Below are 18,411 nucleotides of genomic sequence, written 5' to 3' on the forward strand. Positions count from 1 at the left end.
CCCTATGGGCCTGTCCGATGACTCTTATATGAGAAATGATGAGGTGAAGCAAATGAACATTCGCAGCCACTGGATGCGGCCGCTGCTCGGCGCCGTTTCCGCACTCCTGCTGCTCGGCGGCTGCTCCGCCGAATCCGGGGGAGTCTCCTCCGGCGGCGACGGCAAGTCCGTCGAGTTAAACGTCATGGTCATGCTCGAGAGCGACGGAGACGAAGCGGAGCGCCAGTCGTGGGACAGCATCGCCAAGACGTACATGGAGTCGCATCCCGGCGTGAAGGTCAACCTGCAGATGCAGCATTTCGCGGGCGTCGAGCAGCATCGCACATGGGTGACCACGCAGCTGATCGGCAAGACGGCTCCGGATATTTTTACGACCCGTTATATATGGGATCAGGAGGATTTGAAGAAGGGGCTGCTGGTAGATCTGACGCCGTACTATAAGCAATCAACGGCTTATTCCGGAGGCCAGCCCTGGGAAAAGCTGTTCTCCCCGACCATTCTGCAGCAGCTGCTCGGCGACGATAAGACGTATGCGAGCGTCCCGAACTACGTCAATTCGGTGCGGGTTCTGTACAATAAGGATTTGTTCGCTCAGGCGGGCATCAAGGAAGCGCCGAAAACCTGGAGCGAGTTTCTCGATGCGCAGGAAAAGCTGCTCAAGCTGAACGTCGTTCCGTTTGCCTTCCCCAACTCGAAGCCCGGCGACTATAACTATAACTGGACGATTCGGATTTTGACGGAGGAACTGCTGACCGGCGTCTACGAGAAGCTGGATATCGACAAAAGCGGCTTCATCGAAGTGAACGAATACGTGAGGGGCGTCGATCAGGGCATCATCGATATTGAAAAATCGCCTTACAAGGACGTCTTCGCCATCGTCAAGGATTGGAGCAAATATTGGCCGAAAGGGTATAACGGCCTCGATTTTGAAACGGCGGGCGACTTGTTCCTGCGCGGCAAGGCGGCGATGGTCATGCGGACCTCGGCGCAAAGCAAGGCGTTGTACGAAACCTCGGCGCGCAAGTTCGAGATGGCGGCTTTCCCGTTGCCGTACTTGACCAAGGAGAATCACCCGGACGCAGCCGGAAAGCTGATGGAAATCGGCGGCGTGCCTGCGGGCAATATGGCGATTCCGAAGACGATCGCGCCGGAGAAGATGGATGCCGCGGTCGATTTCCTCGCCTATACGACGTCTCCGCAGGTGCAGGGGCTGCTCGCCGAGAGCCTGTACCGCACGCCGGTTGTCGAGAATGCGGCGCTGCCGGATAAGCTGAAGGGCTTTCAGTTTGTCGGCGACCGGATGCAGCTGAATATTTATGCGGGCGAGGTCGACAAAAATGTGACGGAGAACAATCAGAAGCTGGGACAGCTGTATCTTGAAGGCACAAGCACGCAGGAGAGTTATTTGGCCGAGCTGAAAAAAATTATGGTGGACGGGGTTAAGAAAAAAATGAGCGAGAATCAGTGGTCCAAGGAAAACAATTACGGGATCAAGCAGCCATGACCCAGCCCAACCTTCTTATCATTATGCTGGATCAGCTTCGCTATGATTGCATCGGTTACAGCGGCGCCTACCCGGTACGGACGCCGAATATCGACCGCTTGGCCGCCGAGGGCTTATGGTTTGAGAATGCGTTTACGCCTATCCCGACCTGCTGCCCGGCCAGGCAGGCGTTCATTAGCGGGCGGCGGCCGGAAACGTTCGGGGCGCTGTGGAATTTCAAGAATGGCCTGCCGGTTGCGGCGCTGGACCCGTCCGAATATGCCTGGCCGCGCGAGCTGGGCAAGCACGCGTATCACCGCGTGCACCTCGGCAAATGGGATGTGCATCCGAAGCGCACGCCTCTGGAGTACGGGTACGACGAATACGTCGGATTTGCGCCGTATCAAGAAATGATCGCGCGCAAATACCAAGGCGTGAAATGGGAGGCGGGCTATGCCGGGGAGAACAGCCCGATTCCGCTGGAGGATACGCAAACCCACTGGCTGGCGGAACGCGCCTGCGAAACGGTCAGCCGGCTGACGGCGAAAGAACGGCAGCTTCCCTGGTATATCCAGCTGAATTTTACCGAGCCGCATCTCCCGTGCCGGCCTTCGGAGCCGTTCGCTTCGATGTACGATCCGGCGCAGATTCCGCCGTGGGGCGGCTTCGGCGATACGTTCGCCGGCAAGCCTTATATCCAGAAGCAGCAGCTGCTCAGCTGGCAGGTTCAAGATTATACTTGGGACGACTGGGCTCCGATTGCGGCCCGCTATTACGCCGTTATCAGCCAAACCGACGACGCGGTCGGCAGGGTGCTGCAAGCGCTGGAAGCTTCGGGCGCGGCGGACGACACGATGATTGTTTTTACCGCGGATCACGGGGATATGTGCGGCTCGCACGGGATGATGGATAAGCATTACATCCTGTATGACGATGTCGTCAAGGTGCCGCTGATCGTGAAATACCCGCCGCTCACCGGGCAAGGCGGGGAGAAGCGCGGCGGGTTCGTCTGCAATATGCTGGACCTTCCTCCGACCGTACTGGAGCTGCTCAAGCTGCCGGTGCCCGGCTTTTTTCCGGGGCGCTCCCTGCTCCCTTGGCTGAAGGGAGAGGAGGTGCCCGACTGGCGTTCGGAGGCGGTGACCACGTATAACGGTCAGCAGTTCGGCCTCTATACGCAGCGGATGCTCCGTACGAAGCGGTGGAAGTATATTTGGAATACGACGGATGTGGATGAACTATACGATTTGGAGCTGGACCCGTATGAATTGACGAACCGGATTCACGATCCGGGCTGCCGGGAGCTCGTTAAGGCGTACCGGCTCCGCCTGTACGAGCGTTTGACGGAGGAAGGCGACGGTCTGGTCGGCAGCGAATGGATGCGTAACCAGCTGGTGCACAATGCTATCTCCGACGGGCGGCAGGACTAACCGGACGGTTGGAACCCTATGCCCATCCCTCCTATGCTCAAGAGGATGGGGATGGGGCTACACTGGATATTACAGAACCTGGGGCGCAGCCTCAGTTTTTTGTTGTTTAGGAGAGGAATGGTTAGACGCCGATCCAGCCTAGGCTGGATGCGGACGGAATAAGCTTCAGAGCATCGCGTCACTTTTGGGGGATTTGTTCCTGCTTGCTCCCTTGCGGGAAATGCAGCGTGACCGCGGTGCCCCAGCCTTTTTTGCTGACAATCTTGATGCCGCTCGTCTCCCCGTATTGCAGCATGATCCGTTTATTGGTGTTGCTGAGTCCGATATGGCGTCCGGAGTCTTCCTCTGCATGGAGCGAGGCGCGGATTTGCAGAAGCCGCCGCTTATCGATGCCGCCCCCGTTGTCGATAACGGTTACTTTGAGCGTATCGCGCTGCATACGGAACTTGACCTTGACGAGCAGGCGGGACGTATGCTCCATCCCGTATTGGAAGCTGTTCTCAAGCAGCGGCTGCATGCTCAGCTTGATCACTTCACAATCGCGGAAAGGCTCCGTCTTGTCCCATATCACCTGAAACCGGTCTTTATGACGGATTTGCTGAATTTCTACATAGCTCTGCGTATGCGCAATCTCCTCCTCCAGCCGGACAACCTTCGTCGAGGAATCCAGCGTATATTGCAATATCGCCGTCAAGAGCTCGATCATGCGGCTGGGCGCATTCGTGGAACGGGTCAATTGGAACGTTTTCCAATAGATCGAATTGAGCGTGTTATACAGAAAATGAGGGTTGATCTGGGATTGCAGCGCCTTGAATTCGAGCGCCTGCATCCGGTACAGCCGCTCGGACAGCTGGATTTTCAAATACTTTTGCTCCAGAAAGCTTTCCAGAATATGCGTGATGATGAAGGCGTAAATATCATGCCCTTGATTCGGAACGTTCTCCATCGAATCCGGGGCGTCCGCCGATTCGAGCAGGCGAAGAATGCCGTAAACTTGCCGGTAGTTTTTGCCGGTCAGCCATAAGGCGGCCAGCGCGCACAAGATCAGGGCGGCTAGCGCCAGCAGGCAGGTGATGACGATCAGGGTGAACGACAAGCTGTATAACGATTTGCGCGGGACGACGGAAATAAGATTCCAGTTTAACCGCGGCGCTTTTTTGACAGTCAAATGATAAATTCCGCTATCTGCCTGCAGCGTGTCGAATTGCTCGGGCAGCTGCAATGACGGGAGCAGTTGATCGTACTCGGTGCCCCCGGATTGCATAATGACCCGGTTCTGATCGTCGGTAATATAAAAGCTGCGGTTCGGATATTCGCTAATGGACGTAAACGATTTAACAAAGTAGTCGGGGAACAAGTTCAAAACGATAACGCCCTTCTTGCTCGCGTTGTTCCGGTCGTTGATTAATTTGTAAACGCTCACGACACGGGTCGGGTCGCTTTCGAAGCTGTAATTGTACAGGCTGCGCACTTCGGTTGTAAAGCCCGCCGTATTCGAATCGTTCCAATAGCTGTCATACCAGCCTTTATCCAAATAAGACTGCAGGTTGACCAGACCTTCGCGCGAGCTGAGAAACCGCTGCTGGTCGTTGGGATAGTAGACGTAGATGGAATGCACGTACGGTCTGGAATTGGCCGACACATCGATAATATGCTTGAGATAGTACAGCGCGTCCGCATCTTCGTAGGAGTAGTTGGGCTTGGATAAAATGTTGTAGAGCTTGTCCGCGATTTTCGGATTCGTATTGAAGGATAAGCTGAGCGAATCGATCTCCGATGCAACGACCTGAAACAGCTCGTTATATTGATTCAGCAGCTTTTCCTGATTTTGTTCGGCGTCGACGCGCGTGTAGCGCTGCGACAAAATGATCGATAAGGAGCCGAGCAGCAGCAGCGGAATTAAACAAAGGGCCAAAATATTGCGCAAGTTGTTGACGAAAAATTTGATCTTTAACGACCGGCCGATATGCGGCTGCTTCAAATTAACGCCCATTTTTGAACTGCCCCGGTGTTATGCCGTGAAATTGCTTGAATGCCCGAATGAAGTTTTTCGGGTTGGCATAGCCTACCGCCTCGCTGACTTCAAACGCTTTCATATATCCGTGCTTTAACAGCTCCGCCGCTTTTTCCATTCTTACCTTCAGAACGTATTCGGAAAAGTGCATCCCCGTTTTTTTCTTGAAATAGACGCTGACGTAGCTTGAGTTCATCTCCACCGTTTCGGAGACAAGCTGCAGGGTCACGGTGCGGTAATCCGTGTTCACGCATTTGACGATAGTGGAAATAACCGGATCGCCCCAGCCTGAGCCGGGCAGCGCTCCGCCATGCTCCGCCGCTTCCGCGGCAAGAGAGTCCTTCGCTTCGTCGAGAGCCGTCTTAAGCTGGGTAAATACCCCAACGATGTCGTCGTATTTGGCCGGCTTCAGCATATAGTGGGACACGCCGTAAGTCATGGCCTCCCGGGCGTATTCGAAATCGCGGTAAGCGCTTAACAGCACGATCCGGACTCCCATCCTGCGCTGATGAATTTGCTTGCACAGCTCCAAACCGGACATCATCGGCATTCGTATATCGCACAGCAGCACATCCACCGGATTCGCTTCCAAATAAGAGAGCGCCTCCAATCCGTTGCCGGCTTGATGAACGACGGTAAAGCCGACGGATTCCCACGGGAAGCAGTTGCACAGCGTGTCGCGCGTATCTTCTTCGTCGTCCGCAGCCAAAATTTTATACATCCGATTTCACCTCACGTATCATTATAGCAGATAATGGGCAGATGAAAATCTAAAATAATGATACTTTTCCCCAACGAGACAAAAAAATGTAAACGTAATCAATAGGAGAGGACCTTTTGTTGTGTTTGTTTCCGATGCTATGATGAAAGCGTCAACACTATAGACTTAGGGGGAATCAAGTTGAAGAAATCGGTTAAGAGAATCGCTTCCACTCTCGCTATTTGCTCCGTGATGGGTATGACGCTAGCCGCTTGCGGGGGAAATTCAGCCGGCGATCCGCAAGCGCAGAAGGGAAGCGCGGACGGCACCAAGCCCGTTACGCTGCGGTTCAGCTGGTGGGGGAACGATACTCGTCACCAGGCGACGCTGAAGGCGATCGACGCTTATACCAAGCTGCACCCGAACGTCAAGATCGAAGCGGAATACACGGGCTTCGACGGCTTTTACAACAAATTGCTCACTCAATTCGCAGGCAGCACCGCTCCCGATTTGTTCCAGTTCACTTATGAATGGGATAACGACATGTACGATTTCCTGCTCGATCTGAAGCAGTCCAAATCGCTGGATACGAGCGGCTACGACCCTTCCGTGCTGAACAATTTCGCCAATTACAAGGATAAGATGGTCATGGCGCCGGCCGGAGCGACCGCTACATCCTTATTCTACAATCAAGCCTTCTTCCAGAAATTCGGCATTCCGGAAACGACGGAATGGACTTGGGACAATCTGCTGGAAATCGGGAAAAAGGTTCACGCCCAGGACCCGAACGCGTACCTGATGTCGGCCGATATCGACGTCATATACAAATTGATTTTGCAGCCTTACGTAGCCCAGATGACCGGGAAAAACTGGATCAATGACGATTACACTCCTGCATTTGACAATGCCGCTTTGACCAAAGGGCTTGCATATTTGTCCGAATTGTACAAGGGCGGCGTTCTGGAACCGTTCGGCGACAGCTCGGCGTTCGTCGGCAAGATGGAGCAGAATCCGAAGTGGATTAAAGGCCAGGTCGGCGTCTTGTTCGACTACATCTCGGCCTTCGATAAGTATAAGCAATCCGTGCCCGACGGCAAGCTCGGCGTAGCCGCTTATCCGATGGCTCCGAACGCGCTGCAATCCGGCAACCCGATCGCGGCGGGAACAGGCTTTGCGGTGAATAAAACGTCGCCGAACGCGGAAGAGGCGGTTAAGTTTATTAACTGGATGGTAAACGATAAGGACGCGGCGCTCATCCTCGGCGCGCAGCGCGGCATTCCGGCGACGAGCACGGCCAGGAAAGCGCTGGAGGACGCGAAGCAGCTTGATCCGAACATTACGAAGGGGCTGGACCTCGCGGCCAAGCAGAAGACGATCGCTCCTAACGTCATCAGCATCAATGCCGATCTCGCGCAAATTGCCAAAGATACGCTGCAGAAGCTGATTTATCAGAAGGAGACGCCGGAGCAGGCGGCGGACGAAATTGTCAAAGCTTACGGCTCCAAGCTGACTGCGTTAAAGAAATAAGAGCCTGACGCTGCAGGAGCCCGAATCATTCGGAGAGAAGCCGCCTTATACGGCGGTATTCTCTCCGTTACCAAATGACCGGCATGTTTGAACACAGAAGGGAGTCAGAATATTGAAGCAGTCAATGAAGTTCACGAATGCCGCTTGGGGACTATTGTTCATTTCTCCGTGGATTATCGGATTCGCATGGTTTCAGTTTTATCCGCTGCTCTTGTCGCTGTATTATTCGTTTACGGACTATTCGATCGTGAAGGCGACGCATTTCGTCGGTTTGCAAAATTACGTAACGATGTTCAAGGATGATAAAGATTTCTTCCCGTCGTTGCGCGTAACCCTCTTGTATACTTTAATGGCGGTGCCGCTCAAGCTGGCATTCGCTTTATTCGTAGCGATCATTCTGAACTCCAAAGGGAGATTCATTAACGTATATAGGACGATGTACTATTTGCCGTCCATTTTGGGCGGAAGCGTGGCGATCTCGATTTTATGGCGGTTCCTGTTTATGCGCGAAGGTATCGTTAACCAGGCACTGTCCTTTTTGCATATACCGTCGATCGATTGGCTGGGCAGCCCGAACGTGGCTCTTTGGACGATCAGCTTCCTGGTCGTATGGCAGTTCGGTTCTTCGATGGTATTGTTTCTCGCCGGGTTGAAGCAAATTCCTACCGATCTGTATGAAGCCGGGATGGTCGACGGGGCGAGCAGGGTAAGAATGTTTTTTAACATCACCATGCCGCTGCTGACGCCGATCATATTGTTTAACCTGGTCATGCAGACGATCGGGGCTTTGCAGGAATTTACCGCCGCTTTCGTCGTGACAAACGGCGGGCCGATGAAGTCGACGTATTTGATCGGAATGAAAATTTACGACGATGCCTTCAAGCTGCTGCATATGGGGTATGCGTCCGCCTTGTCCTGGGTGCTGTTTGCGATCATTCTGATTTTGACTTTGCTTATTTTCCGTTCATCCAGATCCTGGGTGCATTATGAAGACGGGGGGAAAATGTGATGATGCTGCAATACGGAAAGCAGCCTACGGCTGCCGGCAGATGGATCAAAAATTTGCTGCTGCTCGCATTCGGCCTGCTTATGATCTATCCTCTGATCTGGCTGTTCTTCGGTTCGTTCAAAACGAACACCGACTTGTTCGGCTCGCTGTCGCTGCTCCCGAAAACGTTCGTGTGGGATTCCTACAGCAAAGGATGGCAGGGGACGGGGCAGTTTACTTACGACACCTTCTTCTTCAACACGCTGCTGCTCGTCGTGCCGACCGTATTTTTTACCGTGGTGTCCAGCGCGATTGTCGCTTACGGCTTCGCCAGGTTCCAGTTTCCGCTCAAGAGCGTGCTGTTCGCGCTGATGATTTCGACGCTGATGCTGCCGCAAGCGGTCATTATTATTCCCCGGTATTTGATCTTCCGTAATCTGGGATGGCTTGACGGGTATTTGCCGTTTATCGTGCCGGCGATTTTTGCCTGCTATCCGTTTTTTATATTTATGCTGATCCAGTTTTTTCGCGGGCTGCCCCGGGAGCTGGACGAATCGGCGGTTATGGACGGATGCAATCCGGTTACGATTTTGTTTCGAATTTTGCTGCCGCTCTGCAAGCCCGCATTGTTCTCGGCGGCGATCTTTCAGTTTATCTGGACGTGGAACGATTTCTTCAATTCGCTTATTTTCATCAACAGCGTCAAGAAGTATACGGTTTCGCTGGCGCTCCGGATGACCATCGATTCGACCGGAGGGACGGTGGAATGGAATCAGATTATGTCGATGTCCGTCGTCGCCATTTTGCCGCCGCTGCTTATCTTCTTTATGTTCCAGCGCTACTTCGTAGAAGGCATCGCCACGACGGGGATTAAAGGTTAACTTGCGTTCGGAACGAAGCGGACGCGGGAAATCATCGAAGGAAGGGTGTTAGGCTATGCCGCAACAGAAAAAGCAACAGAAGCTTCAAAAACCGAATGTCATTGTGTTCTTTACGGATCAGCAGCGCTGGGATACGACCGGACTGCACGGCAATCCGTTAGGGCTTACTCCCCATTTTGATCGGTGGGCCGCGGAAGGGACTCATTTATACAATACGTTCACATGCCAGCCGGTCTGCGGGCCGGCCAGAGCGTGTCTGCAAACCGGACTATATGCTACGGAGAACGGATGCTATCGCAACGGAATTCCGCTTCCGGACAGCTCCCGCACGCTGGCTCACGAATTTCGTGATGCCGGTTATCGAACCGGGTATATCGGCAAATGGCATTTGGCGTCCACGAGGACGGAGCCGGTGCCGGAGAAGCTGCGCGGCGGCTACGAATATTGGCTCGCGGCCGACTCTCTCGAGCATACGTCCGACGCTTACGATACGATCGTTTACAACAACGACAACGAGCGGGTTAAGCTGCCGGGGTACCGGGTGGACGCTTTGACGGACGCGGCGATCCGCTATGTGAGCGATCATCAGGACGAGCCGTTCTTCCTGTTCCTCTCCTTCCTGGAGCCGCATCATCAAAACCGCAGAGACGATTATCCCGCGCCGTCGGGACTTGAGACTTCTTACGTCTCCGCCTGGACGCCGCCCGACTTGGCAGCGCTCGGAGGAACCGCGCAGCGGCATCTGCCCGGCTATTACGGGATGGTCAAGCGGCTGGATGAAGCGCTGGGCCGCTTGATGGACGCATTGATCAGTCTCGATCTGGCGGGCGACACCATCGTTCTCTTTACATCCGACCACGGCTGTCATTTCAAAACGCGCAACGAAGAGTACAAGCGCTCGTGTCACGACAGCTCGATCCGCATTCCTGCGGCCGCCTGGGGGCCAGGCTTTCAAGGCGGAGGGCGCGTCCGCGAGCTCGTCAGCCTGATCGATCTGCCGCCGACGCTGCTGGATGCGGCGGGGCTTGAGGTACCCCAAGCGATGCAGGGGCGTTCGGTCATGCCGCTCGTCAGACGGCAGGAGACGGAATGGCCGAGCGAGATGTTCGTGCAGATCAGCGAGTCGCAGGTCGGACGGGCCGTGCGCACCGAGCGCTGGAAATACAGCGTAAGCGCTCCGCAGCGGGACGCCATACTGGATAGCTGCAGCGATCTCTACGTCGAGGAATTTCTATATGACTTGCAAGCCGACCCGTGGGAGCTGCATAACCTTATAGCAAGCGAAGCTCATCGGGAAGTGAAGCAGGTGATGAGAGAGAGGCTCGTTCGCCGAATGATCGAGGCGGGAGAAGCGCCTCCACGCATAGAGGCCGTCCATGAGCAAGCGATAGGGCAGCTGAAGGTGCTGGAGGACGAGTGCCGGGCTTGAAGCTGGACAGAGGATGAAGCATAAGGCAAGGGGCCGTCTCCAGCCGGGATGCTTCCCACACCGGCTTCCGTCGCTCCCGGACATTGCAGATAAGGCTGGCATTAGCCCGATATAGCGATCCGACCGCCGCGTTCCGTCAGCGGATTGCCGCCGCATAAAAACGCCGAAGCCGCCCGGCCGCAGAAGTCTGCGGCCGGGCGGCTTCGGTATGGAGCGCGGTTCGTGCTGCCCGCAGAGGCTAATCAAGCTGAGGCACCAGCCGGCCAGCCGCGGTACAGTCGGCATCGCGCGATTTACTCGGCTGCGGCTTGCAGCACGATCTTCGCCGCTTTGCCGATCGGCGGCAAGCTGCGGATCATCACCGGGCTGTAGACGGCGATAACTTTGGCGCCTTGCGTCAGTTTGCTTGCGTCGACGGCTTCGCCTTGGATATCGGTGAGCTTCGTTTGCTCGGACAACTGCAGCACGATCTCGCCGGGCGATGTTTCCGTCAGCCCGGTTCCTTTGATCAGCAGGCTGGTCGAGCCGTCGCTTCCCGTACGGACCTCTTCAATCGTTCCCGACGTGCCCAGCATATCCTTGGACTCAGCGCCGCTGATCACGGTAAGCTTGTACGTCGGCGTTTGCGGAGGCAGGCTGAGCGTAGCGGCAAGGGAATGCTCCGCTTCGACTTCCATGCCGACGGCAAGGTCGGCGAAGGCGAGCGCCGCGCCCTGCGCATCTTCGTATACCGTATCGTCCGATACGTTCAGCACGATGCCGTCCACGGCGACGCCGTTAAGCTGAATCGAGCGGTGACCGTCGGTGTCGCGGATTGCGGTGATGATCCCTTTGGTTTGGGCGGTCTTTTTCACTTCGCTGTTAGAAATCGTCACCGCCGCTCCTTCCGTCTGAACTTGCGCGTTCAAAATTTCGCTTACGAACGAAGCGGGAATATATAAGGTATTGTCGACGAGCTCGGGAGCCGCGCCTAACGTTTTGATCGCTTTATTCAAGCTGTACTGGTCTTCGCCGGTTTTCAAATGCGCGGAAGCAGCGCCTTGGACCAAGTCGACCGAGGCGTCCGCCTGGTTCCACGTCAGCGTAAAGCCTAACGCTTCGGATACGGCGCGGAGCGGCAGCATAGGCTGTCCGGCTTTCAGATAACCGGCTGCCGCCAGCGGTTCGTTATTTAACGTAATTTGCACCGGCGCAGCTATAGGCTGAGCGGTTACGACCGCCGCCGCAGGCACGGCGTCGCCGGGAGCGGCATAAGCGGCTCCTCCGGTTAATGTCATGGAAAGAGCGAGAAGAGCTGCGCTTCGTTTCATTGCTTTGTTCATAAATACGTTCTCCTTTAAGTGTGATCATTAGATGTAACCAATTGAATTACAATAGCATTGACGGAACTTCAGCCCGATTTGTTGCAGTTTTCGCAGAAAAAAAGAAAGAGCATTCTCCGGCGGACCGAAGAATGCTCTCTATTTTAACATTATAGCGTTTATAAATTTCGGGGCTCCCCGCAAAGTACCTGAATCCGCTTCGAAGCCAAGGCCCCACTTTGTGGGGTTATTTTACCCCAATGATCGATCAATGAGCGACTTGGTTGTAGGTCATGATCCAGATGGAGCCTGCGACGATCGTCAGCAGAATAATCAGACCGAGCACCAGAGCCATGATGTTCCAGCGGGCGTTCTCGCCTTCCTTCAGATGCATGAAGAAAGCGAGCTGAACGGCGAACTGCAATATCGCCATGATCAGAATAACGGCAATTCGGGCCGTTTCGCTGAACATATGGTTCATGATGACAACCAGCGGAATGATCGTGAGCACGATGGACAGAATGAAGCCGATGACATAAGATTTGAGCGATCCGTGCGAACCGGAATGCGCGTCATGCGAATGGGTATTGGATTGACTCATCTTACATCACCCCCATCAAATAAACTACCGTGAAGACGAAAATCCATACGACGTCCAGGAAATGCCAGTACAAGCTGATGACGTCGACCTTGCGCTTGGTCACGGACGTAATGCCGTGTTTTTTCAGTTGGAACATTAAGCCGATCATCCAGCACAAACCTAAAGATACGTGAAGTCCGTGCGTGCCGACGAGCGTAAAGAAGGCCGATAAAAAGCCGCTGGTGGAGATCGTAGCTCCTTCATGGGTAACCATGTGCACGAACTCGTTGACTTCAAGCGCCACAAACGATGCGCCGAGCAGCGCGGTAACGGCCAGCCAGCCGATCAGCTGGTTTTTGTTGCCTTTGTGCATGGCGAGCACGGCAAGGCCGCTCGTGAAGCTGCTCGTCAAGAGAATGAACGTTTCGGCGATAATGCCGGGCATGGAGAACAGCTCTTTGGCTGTCGGTCCTCCGGCGGTGTTACCGTGGAGGACGATATAGGTTGCAAACAAAGATCCGAATAAAATACAGTCGGTGATCAGGAATATCCAGAAACCGAACGTTTTGAGCGATTCATGATCGTGATGATCATGATCGTGATTGTCGTGTCCGTGATGCGCTGCCGCATGTGCCATTAGACCTTCAGCCCCCTTAGTGCAGCTTCCGTCTGCTTAATTTCATCTACTGGAATATAGTAGTCCGTATCGTAAGAGAACGAACGCGCCAGCATGCAGAGGAGCACGCCGATCATGGCCGGAATGGCCAGCCATAGCCAGCCCCATACGAAGCCGAAGCCTGCAAAAAACCACAGAGTCGACTTGATGAACGGGATAGCCGAGTTTTTCGGCATATGAATCGGCTCCAACGGCGCCGTAGGCTCAGGCTTAGCGCCTTGAGCGAGTTTTTGCTTCGTTTCCCACCAGTCGTCTACGGCATGCACTTGCGGCAATGTCGCAAAGTTGTACATAGGCGCAGGCGAAGGAATAGACCATTCGAGCGTGCGGCCGTTCCAGGCGTCGCCGGTCACGTCGCGTTTATGATGCTTGATGCTGTAGGCGATTTGCCATACTTGGAAAATGAAGCCGATACCCATCAAGAAGCCGCCGACGGTCGAAACCAGGTTGAGCGGGCCCCAGCCCATATCGAAATCGTACGTGTACGTACGGCGGGTCATACCGTCCAGACCCAGGAAATATTGCGGCATGAAGCATACGTAGAAGCCGATGTTCCACAGCCAAAATGCCCATTTGCCCAAATGCTCGTTCAGACTGAAGCCGAACATTTTTGGCCACCAGTAATACAATCCTGCGAAATAACCGAACACGACGCCGCCGATCAGCACTTGGTGGAAGTGCGCGATCAGGAAGTAGCTGTTATGGAACTGGAAGTCGGCCGGCGCTACCGAAAGCAGCACGCCCGTCATCCCGCCGATGACAAAGCAAGGTATGAAAGCGACGGTCCACAGCATCGGCGTAGGGTAGGATACACGGCCGCGGAACAAGGTAAACAGCCAGTTAAAGACTTTGACCCCTGTCGGTATCGCGATCGCCATCGTCGTGATGGCGAAGAAGACGTTAACGTCGGCGCCCGAACCCATCGTGAAGAAGTGATGGACCCAAGTAAAGAAGGACATTACGCTTATTATAAGCATGGCAAAAACCATCGAAGAATAACCGAACAGCTTTTTCTTGGCGAACGTGGCGACGACTTCGGAGAATATACCGAACGCCGGCACGACGACGATATACACCTCGGGATGTCCCCACATCCAAATCAAGTTGATATACATCATCGGGTTACCGCCCATATCGAGCGTGAAGAAATGCGCTCCGAAGAAGCGGTCCAGGAATAGCAGCGCCATAGTGACGGTCAAAATAGGGAAAGCGAAAATAATCATGATACAGCTCGACAATACGGACCAGGTGAACATCGGCATTTGCATCAGCTTCATGCCTGGTGCGCGCATTTTGAGAATGGTGACGATAAAGTTAATCCCTGTCGCCAAAGACCCGATACCGGAGATTTGGATACCCCAAATATAGAAGTTTTGGCCTACGCCCGGGCTATGCGAAAGCTCGGACAACGGAGGATAAGCCAGCCAGCCTGCGTCCGGCGATCCGCCGATGACGAAGGAAACGTTGAACAGCATGGCGCCCCAGAAAAACATCCAGAAGCTCAGCGAGTTCAGGAACGGATAAGCGACGTCGCGGGCGCCGATTTGCAGCGGCACGACGACATTGAACAAACCGAACATGAGCGGCATCGCCATGAACAAGATCATGATGACGCCGTGAGTTGTAAAAATCTGATTGTAGTGCTCCGGCTCCAGGAACGAAGCGCCGGGAAGGGCGAGCTGCAGACGCATGAGCAGAGCGTCCACCCCGCCGCGGAACAGCATAAGGATCGAACATAAAATATACATGATGCCGATACGTTTATGGTCGACGGTAGTAAGCCATTCGCGCCACAGCCAAACCCATTTTTTGAAATATGACAGCACGAACACGATGGCTACCATGGCGAGCGCAATACTGACTTGTGCGCCAAGAATCATCGGGTCGCCGGTTACGAAAAACCATGATGCAAAATCTTTAATTTTATCCAGCATGTGAGTGCCCCCTTCCTTTCATTCTATTGTGCAGCATGTTGACTATGATCCTGTTTCATATCCGTACTGCCGGAGTCCATCCCCGATTTCTTCGGATCGGCAGCTTTAGGCTGCTCCTGTTTGGCGGCTTCTCCGCTCTCTGTCGATCCGTGATGGGCGTGACCGCCGCCTGTGACGTATTTGGTCACGATCCGGTTGAATAATCCTTCAGGGAAGGAAGAGAACAGCTGTCTATCCGATGTGCCCGGCAGCGCCAGCTGATTATAGCCTTCCTCAGTAAGAGGATTTGATTTCTTCTTCACTTCATTGATCCAGTTGTTAAATTCTTCATTCGATGTGGCATGAACCTGGAACTTCATGTCCGCAAAGTGCTTGCCGCTGAAGTTGGCTCCGGTACCGAAGTAATCGCCTTGCTCGTCGGCTTGCAGGAACAAGGTCATCGCCATGCCGGACATCGTGTACATCTGCCCGCCGAGCTGAGGAATCCAGAACGAGTTCATCGGCGCATCCGACGTTAATTCGAATTTAATCGGCGTGTCTTCCGGAATCTCGATGTAGTTCACCGTTGCAATGCCTTGTTCCGGGTATGTGAAGAGCCATTTCCAATCCAGAGACGTCGCTTGAATCGTAATAGGCTTTTTATCCGATGCGATAGGCTTAGACGGCTCCAGTGCATAAGTGTCGCGCGCTGTGAAGGCGGCCAGAGCGATGATGATGACGATAGGAATGCCCCACCATACGATCTCCATTTTCGTGCTGTGCGACCAGTTCGGCTTGTATGCGGCCTTGTTATCCGGCTTGTCGCGGTACCGCCATACGATATACGCGGTTAAGATCAGAACGGGCACCAACACAATGGCGCACAAGATCGTCGCGATAATAATAAGATCTTTTTGACCGGCAGCTATCGGTCCTTTCGGGTTCATAACCATCATGGATTCGCAGCCCGAAAGGAGTACGATCATGGCCAGAAAGAGCAGCGGAACCGCAATCCGAGCAGCCTTTTTCGTTAGTCGCATGTAATATCATCTCCTTGAAATATCTCCGAACGCCCCGGATTACTGACTTGTGAAATATTGAACGTTCTTGTCTATGACTAAGATAACAGATAATCGGTCCGATGTGTGAGCTGTTAACAAATACGTCAAGGTTTCGACTTTTTTCCGTAAAAAAAAGTTCACGAAAAAGATGAATGTAAATTAACGGAAAACAAAAACCCCTCTAAGATTTGCTCTTAAAGGGGTTTCACTGGAAAAAGTCTAACAGACTGTGGGAAAATTGCAATCAATTATTTATCATCCGATTGCTCGGCGCGAGAATGAACGAGATGAATGGCGGTGCGAATGACATAAATATGAACGCTGCCGACCAGGAATCCAATCCCTACCATTAGCGAGGTATTGTGATCGCTGAAATGATGCAAATTAAACAGACACATTAGAACGCCGATGCCAAGAATCGTCCAGGCAGCCGCTGTCATCCAATTAACAAGCCGCTGCACATCCCTCTCATTGTGGCGCACGCTGCTTACGGATACGGTTTTCGTCGTCATAATGATCACTTCCATTTCCTTTGTAAGTGTTTTCTTTGTTACCAGTATAACATACTATACACAATTTGTTCAAGGAATGTTCGATTTTTTATCGCAATTCGGACAAAATTAGATGAAGGCCGACTTCTCCGGAAGTCAGGACCGGCATTTGCCCGATAATATGTTAAAATCCCCGATTTATAAGGGTTTTATGCGCGGCTTTATCCAAATAAAAGACAAGGCTGGACAAAAATATTCCTTCCCATAATTTGATTTAATGGACATTGTGTATAATACTTCACGAAATTGATGATTTGGGTGTATACTCTGTACATAGCTTCTAAACAAAAAAAGGAGAGGAAGATAATCATGGGACGTTTATCGGGAAAAGTAGCCGTTATCACTGGAGCTGCGCTGGGTATGGGTGCGGCGGAAGCCAAATTGTTCGCGAAGGAAGGCGCTGTCGTGATCGGAACGGACGTGAAGGAAGACGTGTTGCAGGAAGTGATGGAGGAGATCCGCGGCGCCGGCGGACAAGCTGTAGGGTTGAAGCATAACGTCGCTTCGGAGGAAGAGTGGAAGCAGGTCGTTCGGGAAACGGTGGAACGGTACGGCAAAATCGACATTTTGGTCAATAATGCCGGCATATCGACGACGAAGACGATTGCCAACATGGGGATGGACGAATGGGATAAAGTGATGGACATTAATTTGTCCGGCTGCGTACTCGGCATGAAATACGTCATACCCGAAATGCAAAAAGCCGGCGGCGGCTCGCTGATTAACATTTCTTCGATCGGCGGCATCGTCGGGATGGCCGGGACGAGCCCTTATACCGCAGCCAAAGGCGCGCTGCGCGCTTTATCCAAATCGGCCGCGGTCGAATACGGCAAAGATAAGATTCGCGTCAATTCGGTACATCCGGGCATCATCGTCACTCCAATGACGGAGCCTTCGATGAAAGACGCGCTGCCTTATTATCAGACTTATACGCAGCTGCCTTATTTCGGCAATCCGGAGGATGTGGCCTACGGCGTGCTGTTCCTCGCTTCGGACGAAGCCAGATTCGTTACCGGTTCGGAGCTGGTGATCGACGGCGGCTGGACGGCGCTGTAACGATCCATGTTCCATAAAGAAAGACCGCTTGTTTAGCTTGAACTGCGCCTCCGATCGGCAGATGCGATCTGCCCGGCCGGGGTTACGGTTAATGGCTATACGGAGCGGTCTTTTTTTGTTTGCTCGGACCCTTAATCGCTCATCTATGAAGGGGCGTTTGATAGATGTTTGCTCACTGCGGATTGCGTCTGCCGGGAATGCGGATGTAAGGTCCGTGAATGGACAGATTCATAAGCTGCGCGGCCATATCGGATTCGGAATAGGGCATCTGCCGCTCCAGCCACCAAATGATGACCTCCAAAAAGGCGGACTCGACGTATTTCACGACGACCTCGCGGCGCGCTGTCAAATTGCCGTCGTCCGGCTCGGTCCGGTCAATCCCCCGGGACACGAATTCATGAATGACTTTCAGCAAGCCTTCGGCAAATGGAGCAACCCTGTTTTTGACCAGCATTGCGGTATAGAAATTGTAATGAACGGAGATGTGATGGAACAGGCGGACAAAGCTCGGATGAGGCTCGCCGCTTAAGTAGTCGAAGCTTTCGTAATCGGATTCGGCTGTATCGACTTGCTCGCGCAGCTCGTTCAATAATTCGTCGATGCATTGGGTCAGCAGCGCTTGTTTGTCTTCATAATGAAGGTAGAAGGTGGCCCGTTTGACGGTGGCGCGCTCGGCGATGTCCTGGACCGTAATTTGCTCCAGCTCGCGTTCCTCCATCAAATCGATCAGCGCCGCGCGAAGCAGACGCTGCGTCCGGATCACTCGGGGGTCTTTTTTGGCATGGGTCATAGTTCGGCTGATGTCTCCTGTTATTGATACT

The 18,411-nt window shown here is 53.5% G+C and carries 16 protein-coding genes; 7 read left to right on the plus strand and 9 right to left on the minus strand.

Annotation, left to right across the window (positions count from 1 at the left end; translation table 11 throughout):
* Positions 1 to 28 precede the first annotated feature (28 nt).
* Both SK3146_RS26875 and SK3146_RS26880 read left to right on the plus strand, forming a co-directional pair.
* Entirely contained in the window at positions 29 to 1,504 is a 1,476-nt protein-coding gene (locus SK3146_RS26875; protein ID WP_249861650.1) for an ABC transporter substrate-binding protein, read from the plus strand.
* Entirely contained in the window at positions 1,501 to 2,913 is a 1,413-nt protein-coding gene (locus SK3146_RS26880; RefSeq protein ID WP_249861651.1) for a sulfatase family protein, read from the plus strand. The genes SK3146_RS26875 and SK3146_RS26880 overlap by 4 nt, the downstream gene beginning before the upstream one ends.
* A 178-nt stretch (positions 2,914 to 3,091) precedes the next feature.
* On the opposite strand, the gene SK3146_RS26885 is transcribed toward SK3146_RS26880, so the two are convergent.
* Both SK3146_RS26885 and SK3146_RS26890 read right to left on the minus strand, forming a co-directional pair.
* The gene (locus tag SK3146_RS26885; RefSeq protein ID WP_249861652.1) at positions 3,092 to 4,906 is read right to left on the minus strand and encodes a sensor histidine kinase; all 1,815 of its coding nucleotides are present in this window, start codon (positions 4,904 to 4,906) and stop codon (positions 3,092 to 3,094) included.
* Positions 4,896 to 5,648 (minus strand): response regulator transcription factor, encoded by a 753-nt coding sequence (locus tag SK3146_RS26890; protein ID WP_249861653.1) that lies wholly within the window; start codon positions 5,646 to 5,648, stop codon positions 4,896 to 4,898. The genes SK3146_RS26885 and SK3146_RS26890 overlap by 11 nt, the downstream gene beginning before the upstream one ends.
* 180 nt (positions 5,649 to 5,828) lie before the next feature.
* On the opposite strand from SK3146_RS26890, the gene SK3146_RS26895 reads away from it, so the two are divergent.
* The 4 genes from SK3146_RS26895 to SK3146_RS26910 all read left to right on the plus strand — a co-directional run bounded on the left by SK3146_RS26895 (position 5,829) and on the right by SK3146_RS26910 (position 10,452).
* Positions 5,829 to 7,154 (plus strand): ABC transporter substrate-binding protein, encoded by a 1,326-nt coding sequence (locus SK3146_RS26895; protein ID WP_249861654.1) that lies wholly within the window; start codon positions 5,829 to 5,831, stop codon positions 7,152 to 7,154.
* Positions 7,155 to 7,266: 112 nt separating this feature from the next.
* Positions 7,267 to 8,163, plus strand: a complete 897-nt coding sequence (locus SK3146_RS26900; protein ID WP_283942786.1) for a carbohydrate ABC transporter permease — start codon at positions 7,267 to 7,269, stop codon at positions 8,161 to 8,163.
* A complete protein-coding gene (locus SK3146_RS26905; protein ID WP_249861655.1) occupies positions 8,163 to 9,023 on the plus strand; it encodes a carbohydrate ABC transporter permease in 861 nt (286 codons plus the stop codon). Before SK3146_RS26900 ends, SK3146_RS26905 begins: the two co-directional genes overlap by 1 nt.
* Positions 9,024 to 9,078: 55 nt before the next feature.
* Positions 9,079 to 10,452 (plus strand): sulfatase family protein, encoded by a 1,374-nt coding sequence (locus SK3146_RS26910; RefSeq protein WP_249861656.1) that lies wholly within the window; start codon positions 9,079 to 9,081, stop codon positions 10,450 to 10,452.
* Between the two features lie 293 nt (positions 10,453 to 10,745).
* Here SK3146_RS26910 and SK3146_RS26915 read toward each other — a convergent pair whose 3' ends face one another.
* The 6 genes from SK3146_RS26915 to SK3146_RS26940 form a co-directional block, all read right to left on the minus strand.
* Positions 10,746 to 11,774 carry a stalk domain-containing protein gene (locus tag SK3146_RS26915; protein ID WP_249861657.1) on the minus strand — a complete coding sequence of 343 codons (1,029 nt, stop codon included), beginning with the start codon at positions 11,772 to 11,774 and terminating at the stop codon, positions 10,746 to 10,748.
* Between the two features lie 247 nt (positions 11,775 to 12,021).
* Positions 12,022 to 12,354, minus strand: a complete 333-nt coding sequence (gene cyoD / locus SK3146_RS26920) for a cytochrome o ubiquinol oxidase subunit IV (RefSeq protein ID WP_249861658.1) — start codon at positions 12,352 to 12,354, stop codon at positions 12,022 to 12,024.
* A 1-nt stretch (position 12,355) separates the two neighbouring features.
* Entirely contained in the window at positions 12,356 to 12,970 is a 615-nt protein-coding gene (cyoC, locus tag SK3146_RS26925; RefSeq protein WP_249861659.1) for a cytochrome o ubiquinol oxidase subunit III, read from the minus strand.
* A complete protein-coding gene (locus SK3146_RS26930) occupies positions 12,970 to 14,943 on the minus strand; it encodes a cbb3-type cytochrome c oxidase subunit I (protein ID WP_249861660.1) in 1,974 nt (657 codons plus the stop codon). Before SK3146_RS26930 ends, cyoC begins: the two co-directional genes overlap by 1 nt.
* 23 nt (positions 14,944 to 14,966) lie before the next feature.
* The gene (gene cyoA, locus SK3146_RS26935; RefSeq protein WP_249861661.1) at positions 14,967 to 15,962 is read right to left on the minus strand and encodes a ubiquinol oxidase subunit II; all 996 of its coding nucleotides are present in this window, start codon (positions 15,960 to 15,962) and stop codon (positions 14,967 to 14,969) included.
* A 269-nt stretch (positions 15,963 to 16,231) separates the two neighbouring features.
* Positions 16,232 to 16,495, minus strand: coding sequence for a hypothetical protein (locus tag SK3146_RS26940; RefSeq protein WP_249861662.1), 264 nt, complete (start codon positions 16,493 to 16,495; stop codon positions 16,232 to 16,234).
* A 348-nt stretch (positions 16,496 to 16,843) separates the two neighbouring features.
* Here SK3146_RS26940 and SK3146_RS26945 point away from each other — a divergent pair, with 348 nt between their 5' ends.
* Positions 16,844 to 17,590 carry an SDR family NAD(P)-dependent oxidoreductase gene (locus tag SK3146_RS26945; RefSeq protein ID WP_249861663.1) on the plus strand — a complete coding sequence of 249 codons (747 nt, stop codon included), beginning with the start codon at positions 16,844 to 16,846 and terminating at the stop codon, positions 17,588 to 17,590.
* A 172-nt stretch (positions 17,591 to 17,762) separates the two neighbouring features.
* Here SK3146_RS26945 and SK3146_RS26950 read toward each other — a convergent pair whose 3' ends face one another.
* Positions 17,763 to 18,380, minus strand: coding sequence for a TetR/AcrR family transcriptional regulator (locus tag SK3146_RS26950; RefSeq protein ID WP_249861664.1), 618 nt, complete (start codon positions 18,378 to 18,380; stop codon positions 17,763 to 17,765).
* Positions 18,381 to 18,411 lie beyond the last annotated feature (31 nt).

The organism is Paenibacillus konkukensis (assembly GCF_023523925.1).
In the GTDB taxonomy this organism is placed as follows: domain Bacteria; phylum Bacillota; class Bacilli; order Paenibacillales; family NBRC-103111; genus Paenibacillus_S; species Paenibacillus_S doosanensis.